This is a genomic window from Micromonospora sp. NPDC048907 (assembly GCF_055586885.1).
On the sequence record NZ_JBVJHI010000005.1, the window covers coordinates 256,104 to 274,737 of the forward strand.

Consider the following 18,634-nt stretch of genomic DNA (forward strand, 5'->3'; position numbering starts at 1 on the left):
CCACGGCGTTCCCAGCAGGAGATCAAGGCGCACGGCGGTTACCACAGCAGCTGTTGCCGGTCCGGCACCTCGGCGATGACCGCATCGGAGTTGGCCCGGATCGTGGTCGGGGCGTGCCGCAGGTTGCGGCGCAGTTGCGGGTCGGCGAGGCCACGGCGCGCGGCGGCCGGAACCGGCTCGCCTTCACGCAGGTGGCCCCCCCTGAGGGCCGTCGGCATGCCCAGGAACGTCCGCGTCATGACCGCACCTCCCGGTGGGTCTGCTTCCCCGCCCGGTCCTCGTCCTCCGTGCTCGCCAGAATCTCCGCCAGGTGCACCGTCCGCACCCCGGCAGGCAGGCGCGACAGCCCGCCACCGACATGTATCAGGCACAAGGCGTCCCCGCCGTGCATACGTCCGCCCGCGTCGGCAGCACGGGGCACATCTTGTCCGCCAACATCCGGTCGACCGGCCACGGCCGGCTGTCCTCGGACCTCGGCGCCTTGGCGCCTGAACACTTCCCCGGCTGATTGGCAATGTCAGGTTGGAAGCGCGGAGTTTGCAGAGGAGGGCTATGGCTTCGGACGCGGAGTTGATAGGCCGGTCGCTGGATGGCGATGTCGACGCCTTCGTGGAGGTGGTCGAGCGTCACGAGGCCGCCGTCGGTTCATACCTCGCTCGCCGGGCAGGGCGCGATGCGGCTGAGGACCTGCTGGGCGAGGTTTGGGTTGCGGCGTTCGAGTCGCGGCGAACGTACGACCAGTCGTACGGCGATGCGCGGCCGTGGCTGTACGGGGTGGCGTTGAATCGCTTGCGTCGCTACTGGCGGTCCCGGCCGGCGGAGGACTTGGTCGCAGACGTGACGGACCTGGCTACTGGATGGGATCCGTGGTCTGCGGTGGACCTCGGCGTGGACACCCGGGCGGTACTCCGGTCGGCTCTGATGCGGCTCAAACCCGAAGAGCGGGAGGTCCTGAGGCTCGTCGCCTGGGAGGACCTGACCGCAGCCGACGCCGCGCGGGCGCTCGGCATGCCGGCCGGCACCACGCGGCGGCTGCTGAGCCAGGCCAGGACGGCATTGCGCGACGCGCCGGGGGTGTCCGCGCTTCTGGAGGATCGCAACAGCGCGAAGGAGAGACACCGATGACCGACGAACTCGATCTGATCGGTGAGTTGGGCCGCGCAGAACCACTGCGCCCGGAGGCGTATCAGCGGGCGCGGGCGGTGCTGCGGGCGGCGATGGCCGACCCCGGAACCGTGCGGTTGCTGGGCGCGATATCAGCGGAGGACACGACTATGGAGACGACTTCGACCATGGAAACGACGACCACCACGCGGGAACACGAATCCAGCCCGGGGATTCAGCGCCGCCGCGGGATCAGTATTGCGGGCCGGTTCGGCATCGGCGCCGGGGTGGGGGTTGCCGCGGCGGCGGCGGTCGTCGCTCTGGTGCTCAACTCGTCGGCGACCGGGGGTGCAGTGGTCGGCAAGGATTCGTCGGCCTCCGCCTCAGAGTCGGCCACCGTCGACGGGTCCGCCGACCGTGCGCCGCTGATGACTCTGGCCGGGTCCATCAAGACGGCCACCCCGTCGGCGGGCGACGCGTGGCTGGTGAAAGCGACTCAGGTCCACGGCACCAAGACCATGCAGGTCGTCTACACGCTGTACACCGACGGTCGCTCGATCTACACGGGCAACAGCGTGAAGGACATCAAGCGTGCGATCACCCGCCACCAGGACCAGATGAAGGCCGGCGGCTACGCTCCGCTCCTCAAGGCGGCCGTCGCCGCGGCGGACAGCAGCCCGGCCGACGGCCGCACCCAGATGCTCACGGCAGCCAAGGACCCGCTGGTCGGCCTCGACCCCGCGGCACAGAAGGCGGAGTGGGACAAGGAGCAGGCGGCCGCCCAGGCGATCATCGAGCAGAAGGGCGGCAACGCCACGCCGAAGCCTTACACCCCCGAGGCCGTCCAGCAGCACTTCGACAACGCCCTGTGGACGTACAGCACCGAAGCGCTGTCCGCCGGCAGCGGCAACACGCAGGTCCGGGCCGGCGTGCTGCGTCTGCTGTCCACCATCTCTGCGGTCAGCGTCAAGAACTCGACCACCAACGGCAAGGCCACGCTGACGGTCACCGCTGGCCCCCAGCTGTTCGGCGGCGAGGGCGGCGAGGTGCTGACCATTGACGCCAAGACCGGCATGCCCGTCAAGGACGTGTCCACCGTGCCGGGCCTGCCCCAGGCCTCCACGACGTACGAATCCTCCCGGGTGACGACGGCCCACCTCTAGGCCGGCAACTCCCACCCACCAGCATTCCGGCATACGGGCGTAACGCGCCCGGCGTTCGGTAACGGTGCGGGCCGTCTTCCTCAGGCGGCCCGCACCGTCGTTGTGTTGTCGGCTGCTGAGCGAGCAACCTGGGGTTCGGCCAGCAGGAGCACCGGCAGCGGCGGTCGGCCATGTCGACGGCGGCGCGGATCGCGTTGGTCACGCTTGCTTATAGATCGCTCCGCATCGTCGGTAGGCGGTTCGTGGCGACCTCAATCGATCCGACTACCGCCGCGCCGGCTCGTTCGCTGTTCCGACGCCGCCGAACAGCGTTTCCTGTCAACGCGCCAGCTTGAAGACCACGACTTCCGTCCCGGGACAGCGATGCACAAACGCAGCCGGACGCCCGATCTCGTGTCACCGTCGCAGCGGCCTTCTTCGCGAACCCACTCAGATCGGTCAACGGCGCACCCGATAGCGCAGGTGAAGCACCCGGTTGCCCTGAATGACTACGTCTGGGCCTTCCAGCAGGTGTTGCGCGTCGACGGAGCCGAAGTAACGCTTGCCGGACCCGAGCACGACGGGTGCGACGTCCATGCGTACCTCGTCGACCCAGCCTGCCGCGAGCGCCTGGCCGCCGACATCGCCAGCAGCGAACTCGACAGTGCGGTCACCCGCCAGCTCCCGCGCCTTGGCCACGGCCGCCTCGATGCCGTCGACAAAGTGGAACGGCGCCTGAAGGTCCCAGCCTTCGGGCGCACCACGGTGACTCACCACTACCACATGGTCGATCCCACTCGGAGGCGTCCCATCCCAGCCGTCGGTGATGTCGAAGGCGTGACGGCCGGCAATGGTCACCCCGACCTCGTTCCAGTACGGCCGGACGTAGTCGAACGAAGCCTGCGACACCTTCAGAACGCCACTGTCGTCCAACGGCACGTCGCCGCTGACCAGCCACTCGAAGATCGGACCGGGATCGTCGTTCTCAGCCGCGATGAACCCATCCACCGAAACCGACGCGTTCATGACCACTTTCCCCATGGGTTCCTCCTCTGTTTGGAGTCCCAAGTCTTGTGCGGCGTGAGCTGTCGCTCTTGTACGAAATCAATCGGCTGGGAGCGGCCAGCCGTCCAGGACGTGGTCGGGATGATCGCGCAGGAATCGCCGCCGGACTTCGGCGTACCGGGTCGGCGTGAGCCCGGTGAACTCCCGGAACTCGCGCACGAAGTGGGCCTGGTCGAAGTAGCCCGCGCCAGCGGCAACGTTTCCCCAGTCGATCGGTGCAGCGACGTCGAGCGCCAACACGGTGGAGCTGAAGCGGTAGCTGCGAGCCAGCCGTTTTGGCGTGACACCGACTACGGCCTTGAACCGCTTCGCCAAGTACGTGCTGCTGGCGCGGGCCGCCACACCGATGTCGCTGATCGGCACTGTCCCGCCTGTCGCCGCGACGGCGCTGCTCATTTGGCGGACCAGGTCAAGACCGTCGATCACCCGCAGCCGTCGCACCAGTTCCTCCTCGAGCAACATCAGCATTTCGTGCGGTGCGTCCGCCACGGTCAGTCGGTGTCGCAATTCAGTGGTAGCGGGCTGGCCCCAGATCTGCTCCACCGTCGCAGGTCGGTCGCACAACTCGGCCGCGGGCATCGGAAGGAACGGTGCCAGGCCCCACGGCCTGAAGTGGACGCCCACGGACCGGGTCGGGGTTGGGTAGCTGAACTCCCACGCACGCGTGGGCGTGGTAACCGCGCAGCCGTCGGCGTACTCCACGGCGTCTACGTCGGTGCCTGCGCGGATGAGAAACGGCGCCCCGAGGTTGACGATGAGCAATGGCGCGGGCGCCGCCGGCAGCATCAACCGGGAGTACGGCGGGACGCCCTCCAGGTAGTAGAGGTCGTCGATCAGCCCGTCCAGCGGCGTACCGGGCACCCTGGACACATACTCCACGCCGGCATTGTCGCCGACGGCCCATCCGGCATCACGCGCCGCCGCCAGCATCGAGCCGGCGCCGATCCCTGACGGGCGCCCCGGCGCATTTCGGTCCCCAACTACACCCCACGTTGTGAAGAGCCATCATGCCTGCAGACCCTGACCTCCGCTGCCAATTCAACAAGTTGGTGTTTCCGGCCTGACCCATCGGGCGTTCCCGTCCCGCGGATGGCTTGGTCCTCGTACCTGACGCACTGTCGGCCCCACGACGGCGAACCGGGAGGCCCATGCCTCGACCAAGCGCGGCGAGGCTCTGTGCGCGGCGGCTAAGACCACCGCGTATCCGGGTCAGACCGGCTGCGGACCGGGGCGCGGCTGATGCAGCGCCCCGACGAGCGCGATGGCCCCGAACACCGACAGGAACAGTCCGGCGCCGACTCCGGTGACAGTGCCCGGCGCGACCGCGGTGGTGACGCCGACGATCAGGGCCGCGACCGCTGTCCCGGTGAGCAGAACGCCGAGCGCGACGAGGTTACGATCCCGCAGCACTGCCGTCAGCGGCAGGAAATGTACCCCGACCACGGCGCAGATCCATACCGGGATGTACGCCGGCAGGCCGAGCGCGCCCAGGAGCGCTGCGCCGAGGCCGGCCAGCGTGAACTCGATGCCCACGATGATCCCGTAGCGCCGGCCGGCGGCATGGCTGTTGATCGCGGCGGTCGAGGCCGGGCTGGTGAAGCCGACCACCGCGCCCACTGCTGCGACGAGCAGCGCCGCGACGCTACCGACGGTCAGCCACGGCGTCAGCCAGGCCGGCGGGTCCGCGTGCCCCCACCCGAACCAGCTCGCCGCGAAGAATCCCTCCACCAGCGCGGTGATTCCGCAGTCTCGGCTTGACTGCGGTCCTGCCTGCATGGCGGCCGCTCTAGTGCCGTGCCCGAGGCGCACCGAACCGGGTGACGTGCGGCAGGAGTCAGGCGCCGCCAGGCGTTGCGGCGGCCAGCAGGGCGAGGGCGGCCCGCTTGGCGTGCCTGGCGGCGCTGGTCCCGTCGTGGTGCGCGGCGACCAGGGTGGCCCCCTCGACCAGGAGGAGCAATTGTCGCCCTAGCGTGTCCGGGTCGGCTGCGCCGGCGCGCCGGGCGATGGCGGTCAGGAGGTCGAGGCGGCGGTCCAGGTGGCGCGCGGTGATGTCCATGACGGGCTGGGCCGGGTGTTGGGCTGCGGCGTTGTGCATGGCGCAGCCACGGAACGTCGGCTCCTCGTACCACCGCTGAAGCTCGTCGAACACGGCGGCGAGCTGGTCGCGGGGATCGTCCCCGGCGGTGGCCGCAGCCGCGGCGATCCAGGACGTCACCCGGTCGCTGCGCGCCTCCAGCACCGCTCGGATCAGGCCGTCCTTGGTCCCGAAGTGCCGGTAGAGAGTCTCCTTGGACACGCCGATGCGGGAGCACAGTTCGGCGACGCCGATGCCGTCGAGGCCCCGCTCGTACAGCAGCGGGGACGCCGCGTCGATGATGCCCGAGCGGGTGCGCTCCGGGTCGATCGTTGATCCCTTGGGAACTGGCACGGGATAGATGGTACCGAGCGGTTCCTTCTACTGCTAGCATCTCCCGAGTTCGTACCGATCAGTTCGATCACCGGGAGGGCTGATGACGTCGACCGCGCGGTTGTGGCCGGCCCTGCGGCTCGCCCTGGGCACCGCGTCCGCTCTCGGCTTCGCACGCTTCGCCTACGGACTGCTGTTGCCGGCGATGCGAGACGACCTGAGCTGGACGCTGACAGCCGCAGGCGCCATGAGCGCAGCCAACGGCTTCGGTTATCTGCTCGGCGCGCTGCTGACCCGGTGGCTGGTACGCCGCCTCGGCGCGGCCACCGCGTTCCGCCTTGCCATGGCGCTGACCGCCGCGTCGCTGGCCATCACCGCGGTCAGCGGCGACTACCTGGCGCTCGTGGTCCTCCGTACCCTGTCCGGGGCCACGGGCGCGGTGGTGTTCATCGCAGGCGGTGTGCTCGCGTCCCGCCTCGCGGCCGGCGCCGCGTCAGCCACGCCCATCACGGTGTACTTCGCCGGCGCCGGGCTGGGCATCGTGCTCAGCGGCGTGGCCGTACCCCTGCTCGGCGAGCACTGGCGGCTGGCCTGGGTGGCCCTGGGCGCCGCTGCCGCACTGGCTACCGCGGTGAGCTGGACCGCTGCCCGCGGCGAAGCCGGAGCGCCCGTGAACGGCCGAGCACGGCTCGGGTCACTGCTGGCGCCCGCTCTAGCCTACCTGCTGTTCGCCGCCGGCTACATCACCTACATCACCTTCCTCTCCGCCTACCTGGCCGACCACGACACCTCCCTCGGGCAGGTCGTCCTCACCTGGACCGTGCTGGGCTCAGCTGTCGCGGCGGCACCGGCGGTGTGGACTCGCCCGATCGCCCGGTGGCCCGGCAACCGGGCGCTGGCCACGCTCCTCGCCGTTCTGAGCGGCGGTGCGGCGCTGATGCTGGTGTCGTCCGCGACACCGGTCGTGCTGGCCTCCGCGCTCCTGTACGGCGCGACCTTCATGGGCGTGCCGGCCGCGGTCACCGCCCTCATCAGGGCCCGCACGCCGGCCGCCGACTGGACCGCCACACTCGCCCACTTCACCGCGGTGTTCGCCGCCGGCCAGACGGCCGGTCCATGGCTCGCCGGCCTGATCGCCGACCGCACCTCGACCACGGCCACCCTCGCGTGGACCGCCGTCCTGGGCACCGCTGCCGCACTGATCGCCCTCGTCCGTGCCCCGACGCGCCTGACCCCCACCACTCACGACCGACCGAAGGAAATGGACCATGACCAACTTCGTACTCGTTCCCGGGATGTGCCACGGCGGATGGTGCTTCGAACACCTCACCCGACGGTTGCGCGGCCTCGGGCACAGCGTCCACCCGCTGACGTTGAGCGGTGTGAGTGAACGCAGTCACCTGCTGCAGGGCACGGTGAACCTCGACACGCACATCCAGGACGTGGTAGCGGCTCTCGAGGTCGAGGATCTGCGGGACGCCGTGCTGGTCGGGCACAGCTACGGCGGGATGGTGATCACCGGGGCCGCGGACCGGGCACCCGACCGGGTCGACTCCCTGGTCTACCTGGACGCCGTGGTACCGGCCGATGGCGACTCCTGCTGGTCGCTGGTGTCGGAGCAGGAGCGGAGGTGGTACCTGGACGTGGACGAGACCGGCTGCGCGTCCCGGCCCCTGCCGTTCTTCGACGCCCGGGCGACGCCCCACCCGATCGCCTCGTTGCTCCAGCCACTCCGACTCATCGGCGAACTGGGGCACATCAGGCGTCGAGAGTACGTGTACGCCGCCGGCTGGGCCGACCAATCCCCATTCACTGCGACCTACCAGAGGTTGAGCGCGAGCCCCGGCTGGACCACCCACGCCCTGCCCGGGGGACACAACCTCATGCGCGACACGCCGGAGGAGTTGGCGAAGATTCTGCTTGACGTGGCCGTCACCAGCTGAGCGGCTCAGCCGCCACCGTTTCCACCGCGCAGGGGAGATTTCCACTCAAGCTCGGCATTCCGGTGACTGGCCCTCAGGTCCTGAAGGGTCGACTCGGTGCAGGAGGAGGTACCCCGGGATGGGTCTGCGGACCTTCATTCAGGGGTGGCTGGGCTACCGGCAGCTCACCGGCACTGACCCGCTCGGCCGATGCGCGGCGGCGCTGACCGCGCGCACCGAGAACGCCGACAACATGGCCTGCTTACCCGTAGGGCAGCGGGCGTCACAGGGTGGGGTGATCAGAGTTATGGAAGCGGTGGCGGCGCAGGGTTCCGGCTGGGCTGAGTTTCGGCTCTTGGGAGCGGTGCAGCTCCGCATCGCTGGTGAGATCGTTCCCTTGCGTGGCAAGCACAGCCGACGGCAGGACGGAGGTCTCCGGCGTCACGTTCCGCTGGGGTGCGGAGCCAGCCACCGGAGACCTCACCGCCTGTCGCTAACCGGCACGCTCGGCCCTGTCGTCGACGTGGGCCACCGGTCTCATGAGCCTGCCTCATCCACCCGCGGTGGTGATGAGGTTCATCGTGACACCGGTGACCCGCGACGCGTAGTCGAGAATGCCCGGGTGGTTGCTGGTGCCGTCACCCATCAGTGGGGAGAAAACAGAATATTCCAGGTAGCTCGACAAGTCGCAGGGCAGCCCGTCCCGGGGCGGCCCACCGGAGAGTATGCCGTACGCCTTGGAATCGAGTTGACTGAAGAGTGGGCTGCCACTGTCGCCGGCCCTGGTGCAGATGTTCACGGCGATACCCTGTCCGTAGCCGCTCGGGTTGCAGTTGTAGTAGTCGGAGCACGTCTTGCTGCTGATCTCCCCGCACTTGGTCCCCGGCACGTACCCCGTCGGAACCTTCGAGTACACCTCGTGTGTGCCGGTCCCGGTTGAGCAGACAATCCAGCCGGTCTGGATCTGCCCCCACGTGTAGAGCCCACTGATCGCGTGGGTGCCGCTTGTGCACGACTTGGCGGTCGGCGACACGCACTGCGACTGCACGAGATTGTGCCGGCTCCTGCCGTTGAGCCAGTAGCCATTCCAGTTCGCGCCTTCCGTGTAGTAGGGAAGGATCGCGTAGTCGATCAGCTGTCCATTGATCAGGTTCTTGGCGTAGTTGGTGTTCCCCTCCCCGGTCAGGCAACCGATTTCGCTCCCGCTGGCGGCCTTTTCCCAGACCACGGGAAGTCCGTTGTGGTAGAAGCATTGGCGTTTAGGGCCCGGCGTCAGCGCGCAGTGTCCGGCCGTGAGGAGATAGACCCAACCGTTGCCGCTGCCGCTGCTGCCGCGGAGGTTGAATCCGGAGGTGCAGGAGCCCCAATCACCGGCGTCCCGCTTGATGTGCAGCCGCACGCCCCCGCGCATCGGGGTGTCGCACGCCATGATGTCGCACGACCGCTGTTCACCGGCCGGAGGGCTGGGCCGGATGTCCACCTGGACGGGCACCCCTCCCGCCGCCTGCGAACCGGACCTGCGACGGACGTTGCCGGTGTCGGCGCGACGAGGCCCCGTGAGGTACCGCACCCGGATGCTTTCCGTCCGCGGGTCCAGACTCACCGTCACACCCTTGACGCCCGCCAGGCGAGCGGCCACGTCGCGCCGGGCCGTTTCGAGCTGTGCTGCCGTGAATCTGCTCTTCACCAGTCTGACCTGGGCGTCGGCGCTCGCACCGAGTGCCGTCCTGGCCTTCTCCGGCTCGCTGGTGAGTAGCGTGAGCTTCCCGCCGCCCCCCTGGTCCATCCACACGTCGAGCAGTTCCTCGCCGACGGCCGCCCGCGCCCGGTCCGCCAGCCCCGCGGCGCGGGACTGGAGTTCGAGGCGTCGCCGCGCCTCGGCCTCGTCGAGCTTGTAGGTGGTCTTCAGATACTCGAGCGACTCGTAGAGCCGAGGCTCCGTCGAACCGTTGGCCGAACGGCCGGACGCCGCGCCAGCCGACGTAGGGGCCGGCTCCGCCCGTGCCGGATACCCGGCCAGGGCGGCGGCAACGCTCAGGACGAGCGTGGCGGTCACAGCGATCCGGGCGCCACGGCCCTTGGCCCGCGCGGACAACAGCGTCCTCATCAGCACCACGCCCCGAAGTCGTGACCCGAGACCTGGCCGCGCCAACCCTTGCCCGTCCGGTACCAGGCGCCCGGCGTCGTGTCCGTGTCGGCCACCGGCGGCAGGGACGCGATCGAGTCACCCTTGCAGAGCACGAACGTGTCTCCGGTCTTCGCCGGGTACCGGTAGAAACGGATGTCGTAGGTGTTGGCGTGATTGTAGAAGGACAGCGAATAGTTGTCGATGATGTAGAACGGGGACGGCAGGGCGTGATAATCCGTCTCGTCGCTGTAGAACGCATATCCGGTGCCCTGGAAGTTGTCACGCGGCCAGAGGCAGACGTAGCCGGCAGGGCAGTTGACCAAGCCTGCGCCAATTGTCAGTCGCGTGGTCACGGCTGCTGCCGGTGATGCGCTGTTCACAATTGCCGCGACGCCGACCAGGATGCCGACGAGCAGAACATCCGCACGTCGGCGTAATCTGTTGTGCATCTGACTATCCTCCAAGCTGCTGCTGGTAGAATTCGAGCTGCTGTTGGTAGCAGTGGTGAATCCTCTCGGCGACCACATTCGCCGGCGTTCCCATTGGTCGACAGCCCTGCCGACTCCGAACAAACAACGCCGGACAATCAGGTGGGAGATCCCCCTGCGCTGCACCTGCGCTGTCAGGGCAGGGAGAACACCGTCGCGGTGAAGGGCCCTCCGGTGGTACGCGTGACGGCCACGGTCAGGACGCTGCCGTCGGTGCACGCCTTGGGGGTCAGCAGCATCGCTTCGGCGCTGTCGGAGGGTGGTTCCGGCTGCCGGAACACCACCTCCGGCGGCCACCCCGGGCGCCAGCGCAGGAGATCCTGCGCGGGCGTCGGCCCTCCGACGTCATGTTTCCAGTAGGCGTAGCCGCCGCACACGATCAAGCTCTGCCCTCGGGCCTCGCCGAGGTCGATCCGGGCGGTCCCATCGGTGGCCACGAGCGGGAGGGCGGGCCGCATCGGTTGGCCCGGCGTCTGCGTGGTGCGCAACTGCCACGTCCCGAGTGTGGCGGTGTCGAAGGTGTCGCAGGCATCCGGTGCGATCGTGACGGGCCTGCCCATGCGGATGCCCCGACCCACCCGGCAGCCGTCGAAGCCCCCGCTCGTGAAGTGGGTCCAGGTCGCGCCGGCGTCACCGCTGTTGACGTACAGGATGCTTCCGCCTTTGTTGGCGCAGTCCACCACCCGCCCGCGCATCGTCGCCAGGTCGATCTCGCCGACACAGTTGCTGAAACCGCCGTCGACGCTGGCGCTGTAGTAGTACTTCCCGTCCGTGCTCATCGCCGCCTGCGGCCCGTACCTGGACAGCGGCGGCGCTCCGGGAACGTCGGTGACCGCGGTGGCGTGTCCGGTTGCCAGGTCATAGATCCAGCCCCGCGCGTTGCCCTTGGTGGCATCGGGCGAAATGACGTCCTCGTCCACCAGCACGGCCTTGTCGCCGTGTATGCCCGCAAAATCGGTCTGGAAGCGCTCGTCGGTGAGGTGGTGGCGGACGACGACGGCCCCCGTGGCCCGTCGTTCCACCGCTACCGACCGCAGCTGCCGGGAATCGGGGCGCACGACGTAGCGGGCGCTCACGGCGAAGACACCGCTGAAGTCCTGGCTGGGCCAGACACCGACTCGGGTGCTCCCGGCGGCGGACGTCACCGCGGGGGCACTGCCCCGCGGTGACCCCCCGACGACCGATGGCCGATCTGCCGTGCATCCGCTGGATGCCAGCAGTCCGAGGAGCAGGGCCGCCGTGCAACTCGTCACCGCGCCTCGTCGCCGGATCATCGCCGTCCTCTCCGAACGCCGTGTCAGTAGGCGATGTTGCGCTGGTCGGTGTTGGCCAGATTCGCCAGCCGGATGTTGTTGATCGTCTCGGTGGCGAACAAGTAGGTGTAGATGTTCTTCTGCGCCGGCCCGCCGGCGGGTTCGAAGATGCTCACGGTGCCGCCGTTGACGTACCAGCCCTCACCGACGTCGAAGTGGCCCGAGGTGGTGCCCGGGTAGTACGACGAGACGCTGGGGCTCAGCTTGGGGTGCAGCTGCACCGGTGCACGCCGCGTGACGAGGTGCCACTGAAGGACCCGGGTCCAGTCGGCGTTCGTCCACGTCGAGATGGAACCGACCACGTACGTCCCGGCGTAGTCGCTGTCGTCCCAGTGCGTGTACTTGTTGATGGCGTCCTTCAGGTCGTTGACCCAGGTCGAGCCATTGGTGTCGGTGTGTAGGACGCCGGCCCAGTAGGTCTGCGACTTGTAGAGCGACGCCTTGGGATCGTTCCAGGCGAAGGCCTGCATCGAAGTGGGCCCGCAGTAGTTGGGGGTCTCCTGCTTCTTCGCGCGGTCATAGCGGATCGTCTGGTAAAACGTCTCCGCCAGGGCCCCCACGTCGGCCGCTGCGCGGGAGCCTGCCTGTCCAGTCCAGGACGCCAGTTGGGGGTACCGGGTGGCGAAGTCCGCCGGCAACGGCTTGGCCTTCGCGATGGCGTCGACGTAGACGACCTTCCCGACCGCCGCGCGGGCCTCGGCGAGCTCGGCCCGTTCGGCCGCGTCGCGCTCAGCTCGCGATTTCGCGGCCCAGGCACGCAGACCCGCCGTCAGCGGCGCGTCACCGGTACTGCCGGCGCGGCTGGTCGCGTCCGCCGCGCCGGTCGCCCGGCGCTGCAAGGCCGGAGAGCCCAGGCCCTGCGGGTCCCAGCCCCAGTGCAGGCAGTAGGTCATGCCGTCGATGGGCAGGCAGCGGACGGCCAGCCGCACCAGGTCGGCGTCGGTGGCTCCGGCGAGTCGGGTGTCGCTCGGCGCCGCCGCCATGATCGTCGCCATGGTTGTCGCCGGGCTGGCGGAGGCGCTGGACGGCGCCCCGACGGCCGTCGCCACGAGGAGAAATGCCATTCCCAGCCGGGCCGGGGTCGAACTCTGTATCACCTGATCTCCTTGACAGTTGATGAAGTGGCGCGAGAGGCCCGCCACTGTTGGTGCGCCGGCACGGTGTCCGGTTCAGCCGAACCGACGGGTGTCGACGTCGAAGGCGAGGGCCGCTCCGGCACCGGTGGTCATCCGCAGGCGATGGCCCGTCGCGGCGACGATCCGGAGCGGACCTGTCCCCGCGGGTGCCGGATAGCTGGCGGTGCCGCGGAACTCGCCGGTGACGGCGTACGTGCGGACCACGAGCAGGCCCTGTTCCGGGTCGACGCCCGAGGTTCCGGCGTACACGCTGTAGTAGAGGTCCCCGTCGGTCTGGCCCCACATGCTGGTGACCTTGATGGTTCCGGACGGGATGGGCGCCTCGTGGGTGTCGAAGACACCCTCGTCCCATGCGATCGGAGATGCCGCCAGCCGGCCGACCACGGCGGGGCGCGGCCCCTTCGCCGCCTTCGGTGCGCGGGCGCGCTGGTCGGCGTTGGCCTGGTCCAGGTCATGGATGACCTGAGCCTTCCGCTCCGCCGCGGACGGGGCTCGGTCGGCCCAGCCGGCCGCCCCCATCGACAGCGCCGCGCCCGGCCCGACAACCGCGATGACCGCCGCGGTGAGCCCGACCTGCCGGCGCCGGCGAGCGGATGAAGGGATGCTGTTGCGTACTCGACCCATGTCGTCTGCTCCTTCGTTCATCAAGGGGTGTAGTAGCCGGAGAAGTCCGTTGCGCCGGGTGGCGTCATGGCGGTCGCGGAGTTCTGGGCGAGCGCGTTGTAGAGCTGGGTGTAGCCGGCGGAGGGAACGTTGTTGGTGCCGGGACAGGCCTCGTCGGCGCAGTCGCGGCGCTGTGTGGCGGATCCGGCGAACAGCATCTTGGAACCGTGCGAGCTGACCGCGTAGCGCGACAGCCAGTACCACTGCTGGGCCTGCACGCCGTTGGTCAGGTAGATCTGCGGCAGCGGATAGCTCGGCGCACTGCCCCACGAGACGTGGTAAATGTCCTCGGGACCCCACTCCGGGTGGTCCGACCCGCCGCATTCGGTCGAGCCGGGTAGGTGACCGGACGGGCAACCGTCCGCCGAGCCGTTGTTGAGCAGCCTGCGGGTGTACGCGGATGCGTACCCGTCGACCCAGGCGCGGGCGTTGGCGGGGGCGCCGAACCCGGGCTCGATGTCGTTGGCACCCGCGGCGAGCACCTGGTTGCCGTAGGGCACCGTGCCGAGCCACGTGCCGAAGGACGAGACCATCTGCGCCCACGCCTTGCCGGACGCGTTGGTCACGTAGCTGGTTCCGGTGTTGTTGTTCGTGCCGATCCCGACCTCGACGACCGACGACGTGTCGCTGCCGGCGCAGTAGTAGTAGCCGTGCGCGTACTCCTTGACCGCGGCGAGGATCTGACTGGTCGTGCTGTTCGGCCCGGCGTACAGCGTCGCGCCCTGGACGCCGTTGACGAGGGTCGGCCCGCCGAACTGGAGCACCACCAGGGTGTGCTGCGTACCCGCCCGCGAGTAGTCGAGGTCACCCATCTGGCAGCCGAGCTCGTACAGCTTGGCTGGACTGTTGGTCTGGATGTAGTAGCTCAGGCCCTCGTAGGGCGCGGACACGGCCGCAGCAGGGCCCGCCGGCAGGGTGATCCAGCCGGCCGTGACCAGCGCCGACAAGGCAGCGGCGACCGTCCATCTGAGTCGATGCCAACTCTTCACGCATGAGTCCCTTCGCAGTACGCGGGGCGAGGATGCGTCCCGTGTTCGCCGCCAACGCTCGAGGGCGCAGGCGTTGTCTGGAAGACCGTCGGGCGCCGGACAATCAACGCCGTACAACTGGTCCGCCGAGGGCCCGTTTTCGGTATGGAGCCGACGCGCGAGGTTCCTGATACTTGCCTGATCGAGGTGACCTGCGGCCGCATGGAGCCGTCCGGGTCGGGCCAGCCGTTCTATGGGGGTGCAGCCGTGGGCCGTCCGGAAAAGCCGGTTGATCCCGAGGCAGGTCCCACCCAACGACTCGCGTGGCAGCTACGCCAGTTGCGGGAGGCTGCCGGCAGCCCGAGCTACCGGGCCATGGCCCGTCGTGCGCACTACTCGGTCAGCACTCTGGCGGAGGCCGCGAAGGGCGGTCGGCTTCCCTCCGAGGAGGTGACGCTGGCCTACGTCGCGGCCTGCGGCGGTGATCTCACCGAATGGCGGATTCGATGGTCGGCGGTCGCCGCGGCGGTCGCGGCCGCCGGTCCGCAGCCGTCGGAGACGTCGGGCATCGACGGGCACGGTCCATACCGGGGCCTGATGCCGTACCAACCCGAGGAGGCCGACTGGTTCTTCGGCCGGTCGGCGCTGGTCGACCGACTGCTCACCCGGGTCGAGCGGCTGCCGCTCGTCGGTGTGATCGGAGCCTCCGGCAGCGGCAAGTCCTCGCTCCTGCGTGCGGGGTTGCTGGGGGCGATCGCCGCTGACGAACGGCTGGCACACCGATGGCGGACGATGCTGATGACGCCCACCGATCGTCCACTCGAGGCATTGTCCGACGAGGTGGCCAAGTGGTCCGGCGCCTGTCCGCCACAGATGTACGACGACCTGCTGGAGGACCCGTCCGCCCTGGATGTCGTGGTGCGCGGTGCGCTGGCACCCGACGCGCCGGATGCCCGGGCGCTGGTGGTGGTGGACCAGTTCGAAGAGCTGTTCACCCTGTGCGAGGACCGGGTTGAGCGCCGGCGGTTCCTCGACGCGCTGCTCGACTCGGCACAGGGCCGGGATGGTCGGATCACGGTGGTGCTGGGTATCCGCTCCGATTTCCTCGGGCACCTGGGGCAGCACCCGCAGCTTCTCGAGGCGTTGAGCGACGAGGCGCACCTGCTGGTCGGTCCCATGACGGGGGCCGATCTGCGGGAAATCATCACGCTGCCGGCGGCGAAGGCCGGGCTGAGCGTGGAACCTCAGCTGCTCACCACGGTGCTTGCCGATGCGACCGACGAACCGGGTGCACTGCCGCTGGTGTCACACGCACTGCTCGAGACCTGGCAGCGGCGAAGGGCTGGAGCGAGCCTCACCTTGTCCGCCTACCAGGCCAGTGGTGGTGTCCGTGGAGCGATCGCACAGACCGCCGAGCGCGTCTACGGAGGTTTCGGCGCGGCGGAACAGCAGGCTGCCCGGCGGATCTTCCTGCGCCTGGCCGCCCTCGGCGACGGCACGGAGGACACCCGACGGCGCATCGCGCGGACGGAACTCGACGGTGTGGCGGAGGACATCGTCACGACCACTGTCCTCCACGACCTGGTCGAGGCCCGATTGGTGGTGGTGAGCGACGGCGCGGTGGAGGTCGCCCACGAGGCGTTGATCAGGGCCTGGCCACGACTGCACCGCTGGCTCACCGACGGCCGCGCCGATCTGTCCGTCCACCGCCGGCTGACCGAGGCGGCGCAGACCTGGGCAGCGCTGGACCGCGATCCCGGAGCGCTGTATCGCGGCACGCAGCTCGCCACCGTCCGGAGCTTGGCCGAGGAGCGCCGCGTCGACCTCAACGACCTGGAGCGCGCCTTCCTCCGCGCGAGCACGGCGCTGACCGAGGCGGAGGGGGCCGCGGCCCGGAACCGGGCACGCCTTCTCAAACGCCTCGTGGCGGCCATGTCCGTCCTGCTGGTGCTGGCGGTGACGGGCGCCGCCGTCGCCGTCCGGCACCGCCAGGACGCCCTCCGGCAGAGGCGCGTCGCGCTGGCCAACGAGCTGTCGCTGCGGGCCCGGTCACTCGTGGCCACCGATCCCGAACTGGCCGGGCTGCTGGCCGTCGAGGCAGTACACCTGCACGCCGACCCGGAGACAGTCGGAGGCGTACTCAGCGCTGCCGCGGCACCCCGGCGCAGGGAACTGAACGCCGGTGGTCCCCCGATCTCCGCCGTCGCGTTCAGCCCGGATCATTCCCTGCTCGCGGCTGCGGCCGGCAACGGATCGGTCATGCTGTGGGACACCGCGCGCGGCACACCGGTCGCGACCCTGACCGGCCACACCGGCCGAGCCGCGGCGCTCGCCTTCAGCGCCGACGGGTCCCGCCTCGCGTCCATCGGTCTCAACGGCGAGAAGGGGTCCATCATCGTCTGGGACACCAGGACGTGGCAGCCGCTCATCCGGCTGGCGGGGGACAACATGTCCGACGGCATGTCCCTCAGCCCGGACGGGACCATGCTCGCCGTCGGCCTCTCCAGCACACCCGGTCCAGCAGGCGTGGGAGGGACCGCGAAGTCATCCGCCGGGATCGCCCTTTACGACCTGCGCACCGGAGCCCGTACGCTGCTGCCCGTACGCAGCTCCCCCAGGTCACTGAGCTTCGCCTCCGACGGCACGCTGCTCGCCTCCGCCGACGGCCACGACCGGCCCAGGGTGTGGGACGTGGCCGCGCGCACCTTCGTCGAACTGCCCGCCGAGCATGTCTCCCAGGTGGCGTTCGGCGACTCCGGGCACGTCCTCGCCGCCAGTGCTGACGACCGGGGTGTCCACCTGTGGGAGGTCGGCGGCCACCACCCCGTTCAGCTGGGCGCGATCCCGTCGGAGGGCTACGCGTGGACGATCTCGGCACCGGCCCGTAACACCCTGGCCGTCGCTGACGAGAACGGCGCGATCATTATCTGGGACCTCAAACGACACCAACCGTTGCAGACCTTTCAGGACCGCGGCCGCACGGAGACCGCCTCGGTCGCACTCAGCCGAGACGCCACGCTGCTGGCCTCCGCCGGCTTCAACGGCGCCATCGTGCTCCACGACCTCCACGCCGTCCCGTTCGGCGGCTTCATCGCGCAGATAAGGGACGTCAAGGTCAGCCCGGACGGCGCCACCGTCGCCTCGGCCGGCAGTGACGGCGCGGTCCGGCTCTGGGACACCGATGGGAGGTTGACCGCCACCCTGGCGGGTCATCCGGACGAGGTGCAGGCGGTCGCGTTCAGCCCCGACGGGCGCATGCTCGCCACGGTGACCCGGAACAACGTGGTCACCATCTGGGACACCCGGACACGACGACACGCCGCGCCCCAGTTGTCCGCAGAGGGAATGGGGGCCTCCACCGACATCGCCTTCGACCCGCGGGGAGGGGTGCTCGCCGCGGCCACCATGAACCCGACTCTCTGGGACGTGCGCAGCGTCGGCCACCCCATCGGCATCAGGGGGACGTTCGATGCCCGCATCGTCACCTCGCTGGCCTTCAGCCCTGACGGCCGTCGCCTCCTCGGCGCGAGCGTCGGCGGCTACCTCAACACCTGGGACACCGCCACCGGCAAGCTGCTCAGCCGGGTCAACACCGGGCAGAAAGCCATCCAGGACATCGCCGTCAGCCCCGACGGGCGCCTGCTCGCCACGGCCGGTGACAGCCGGACCATCAAGCTCTGGGACGCCTCGACCGGCCAGGAGATCGCGGTCCTGCCCGGCCACACCGCTCCGGTGCAGGTCCTCGCCTTCAGCCGGGATGGCCGCCGGCTCGCCACCGCCGGCGACGACCACACGATCAGGCTGTGGGACACCGCGACCCGACAGCACATCGCCACGCTCACCGGCCACACCGGCCGGATCCGCGGGCTGGGCTTCACCTCGACCGGAGCCCTCGTCTCCGGCGCCGAGGACGGCCGGATCATCAGCTGGTCGCTCGACCGCACCGCGGCCGAGGCGCAGATCTGCGCCGGCCGGTCCCTCGCCCGGCAGGAATGGGTCACTCACCTCCTGTCCGCTCCGTACCGCCCGACCTGCGGCTCACCTGCGAGAGGTGACCGGGCGCGGTCAGCTGGGTGAGTCCACGTCCCCGGACCGTCTTTCAGAACGCCACAGCCGACGATCATCGCCGGCGGGGTCCTCGATGGACGACGGGTCTGGTGTGGCGGGTCTGCTCTTCCACAGAACCAGCTCAGCCTGAGATGCAACCAGCGGTTGCATCTCGACGGCACTCATGCAACGATTGGTTGCGCAAGAGCTGACCTTGCAGGAGCGGCTTCGCGTCGGCGATGCGGGCCGCC

At 69.5% G+C, this 18,634-nt stretch carries 16 protein-coding genes; 5 read left to right on the forward strand and 11 right to left on the reverse strand.

The window, feature by feature from the left end:
• Window positions 1-38: 38 nt before the first annotated feature.
• A complete protein-coding gene (locus tag ACZ6PY_RS19250; RefSeq protein ID WP_466073968.1) occupies window positions 39-239 on the reverse strand; it encodes a hypothetical protein in 201 nt (66 codons plus the stop codon).
• Window positions 240-552: 313 nt separating this feature from the next.
• On the opposite strand from ACZ6PY_RS19250, the gene ACZ6PY_RS19255 reads away from it, so the two are divergent.
• On the forward strand, window positions 553-1,125 hold the full coding sequence (locus tag ACZ6PY_RS19255; RefSeq protein WP_466073969.1) for an RNA polymerase sigma factor: 573 nt from the start codon (window positions 553-555) through the stop codon (window positions 1,123-1,125).
• The gene (locus ACZ6PY_RS19260) at window positions 1,122-2,267 is read left to right on the forward strand and encodes a hypothetical protein (protein ID WP_466073970.1); all 1,146 of its coding nucleotides are present in this window, start codon (window positions 1,122-1,124) and stop codon (window positions 2,265-2,267) included. Before ACZ6PY_RS19255 ends, ACZ6PY_RS19260 begins: the two co-directional genes overlap by 4 nt.
• A gap of 438 nt (window positions 2,268-2,705) precedes the next feature.
• Here the strand turns inward: ACZ6PY_RS19260 and ACZ6PY_RS19265 are convergent, their stop codons facing one another.
• The 4 genes from ACZ6PY_RS19265 to ACZ6PY_RS19280 all read right to left on the reverse strand — a co-directional run bounded on the left by ACZ6PY_RS19265 (window position 2,706) and on the right by ACZ6PY_RS19280 (window position 5,739).
• Window positions 2,706-3,287: a dihydrofolate reductase family protein gene (locus ACZ6PY_RS19265; protein WP_466073971.1), complete on the reverse strand. Its 582-nt coding sequence runs from the start codon at window positions 3,285-3,287 to the stop codon at window positions 2,706-2,708.
• Window positions 3,288-3,350: 63 nt separating this feature from the next.
• A complete protein-coding gene (locus ACZ6PY_RS19270) occupies window positions 3,351-4,241 on the reverse strand; it encodes an AraC family transcriptional regulator (protein WP_466073973.1) in 891 nt (296 codons plus the stop codon).
• A 279-nt stretch (window positions 4,242-4,520) separates the two neighbouring features.
• On the reverse strand, window positions 4,521-5,039 hold the full coding sequence (locus ACZ6PY_RS19275) for a hypothetical protein (protein WP_466073975.1): 519 nt from the start codon (window positions 5,037-5,039) through the stop codon (window positions 4,521-4,523).
• 106 nt (window positions 5,040-5,145) lie between these two features.
• Window positions 5,146-5,739, reverse strand: a complete 594-nt coding sequence (locus tag ACZ6PY_RS19280) for a TetR/AcrR family transcriptional regulator (protein ID WP_466073977.1) — start codon at window positions 5,737-5,739, stop codon at window positions 5,146-5,148.
• Between the two features lie 82 nt (window positions 5,740-5,821).
• Between ACZ6PY_RS19280 and ACZ6PY_RS19285 the strand changes: the two genes are divergently transcribed.
• Together ACZ6PY_RS19285 and ACZ6PY_RS19290 are read left to right on the forward strand one after the other, a co-directional pair.
• The gene (locus tag ACZ6PY_RS19285) at window positions 5,822-7,108 is read left to right on the forward strand and encodes a YbfB/YjiJ family MFS transporter (protein ID WP_466073979.1); all 1,287 of its coding nucleotides are present in this window, start codon (window positions 5,822-5,824) and stop codon (window positions 7,106-7,108) included.
• On the forward strand, window positions 7,014-7,661 hold the full coding sequence (locus ACZ6PY_RS19290; protein ID WP_466074681.1) for an alpha/beta fold hydrolase: 648 nt from the start codon (window positions 7,014-7,016) through the stop codon (window positions 7,659-7,661). The genes ACZ6PY_RS19285 and ACZ6PY_RS19290 overlap by 95 nt, the downstream gene beginning before the upstream one ends.
• A 529-nt stretch (window positions 7,662-8,190) precedes the next feature.
• Here the strand turns inward: ACZ6PY_RS19290 and ACZ6PY_RS19295 are convergent.
• From ACZ6PY_RS19295 to ACZ6PY_RS19320, 6 genes are all read right to left on the reverse strand, one after another.
• Window positions 8,191-9,747: a chymotrypsin family serine protease gene (locus ACZ6PY_RS19295; RefSeq protein WP_466073981.1), complete on the reverse strand. Its 1,557-nt coding sequence runs from the start codon at window positions 9,745-9,747 to the stop codon at window positions 8,191-8,193.
• A complete protein-coding gene (locus ACZ6PY_RS19300) occupies window positions 9,747-10,217 on the reverse strand; it encodes a peptidase inhibitor family I36 protein (RefSeq protein ID WP_466073982.1) in 471 nt (156 codons plus the stop codon). Before ACZ6PY_RS19300 ends, ACZ6PY_RS19295 begins: the two co-directional genes overlap by 1 nt.
• Before the next feature lie 173 nt (window positions 10,218-10,390).
• Entirely contained in the window at window positions 10,391-11,332 is a 942-nt protein-coding gene (locus tag ACZ6PY_RS19305; protein ID WP_466073984.1) for a hypothetical protein, read from the reverse strand.
• 221 nt (window positions 11,333-11,553) lie between these two features.
• A complete protein-coding gene (locus ACZ6PY_RS19310) occupies window positions 11,554-12,564 on the reverse strand; it encodes a cysteine peptidase family C39 domain-containing protein (protein WP_466073985.1) in 1,011 nt (336 codons plus the stop codon).
• A 174-nt stretch (window positions 12,565-12,738) separates the two neighbouring features.
• Window positions 12,739-13,329, reverse strand: a complete 591-nt coding sequence (locus ACZ6PY_RS19315; RefSeq protein WP_466073987.1) for a hypothetical protein — start codon at window positions 13,327-13,329, stop codon at window positions 12,739-12,741.
• A gap of 20 nt (window positions 13,330-13,349) precedes the next feature.
• Complete coding sequence (locus ACZ6PY_RS19320; RefSeq protein ID WP_466073988.1) at window positions 13,350-14,258, reverse strand: hypothetical protein; 909 nt, start codon at window positions 14,256-14,258, stop codon at window positions 13,350-13,352.
• 243 nt (window positions 14,259-14,501) lie between these two features.
• Here ACZ6PY_RS19320 and ACZ6PY_RS19325 point away from each other — a divergent pair, with 243 nt between their 5' ends.
• Window positions 14,502-18,413, forward strand: coding sequence for an nSTAND1 domain-containing NTPase (locus ACZ6PY_RS19325; protein ID WP_466073989.1), 3,912 nt, complete (start codon window positions 14,502-14,504; stop codon window positions 18,411-18,413).
• Window positions 18,414-18,634: the final 221 nt, after the last annotated feature.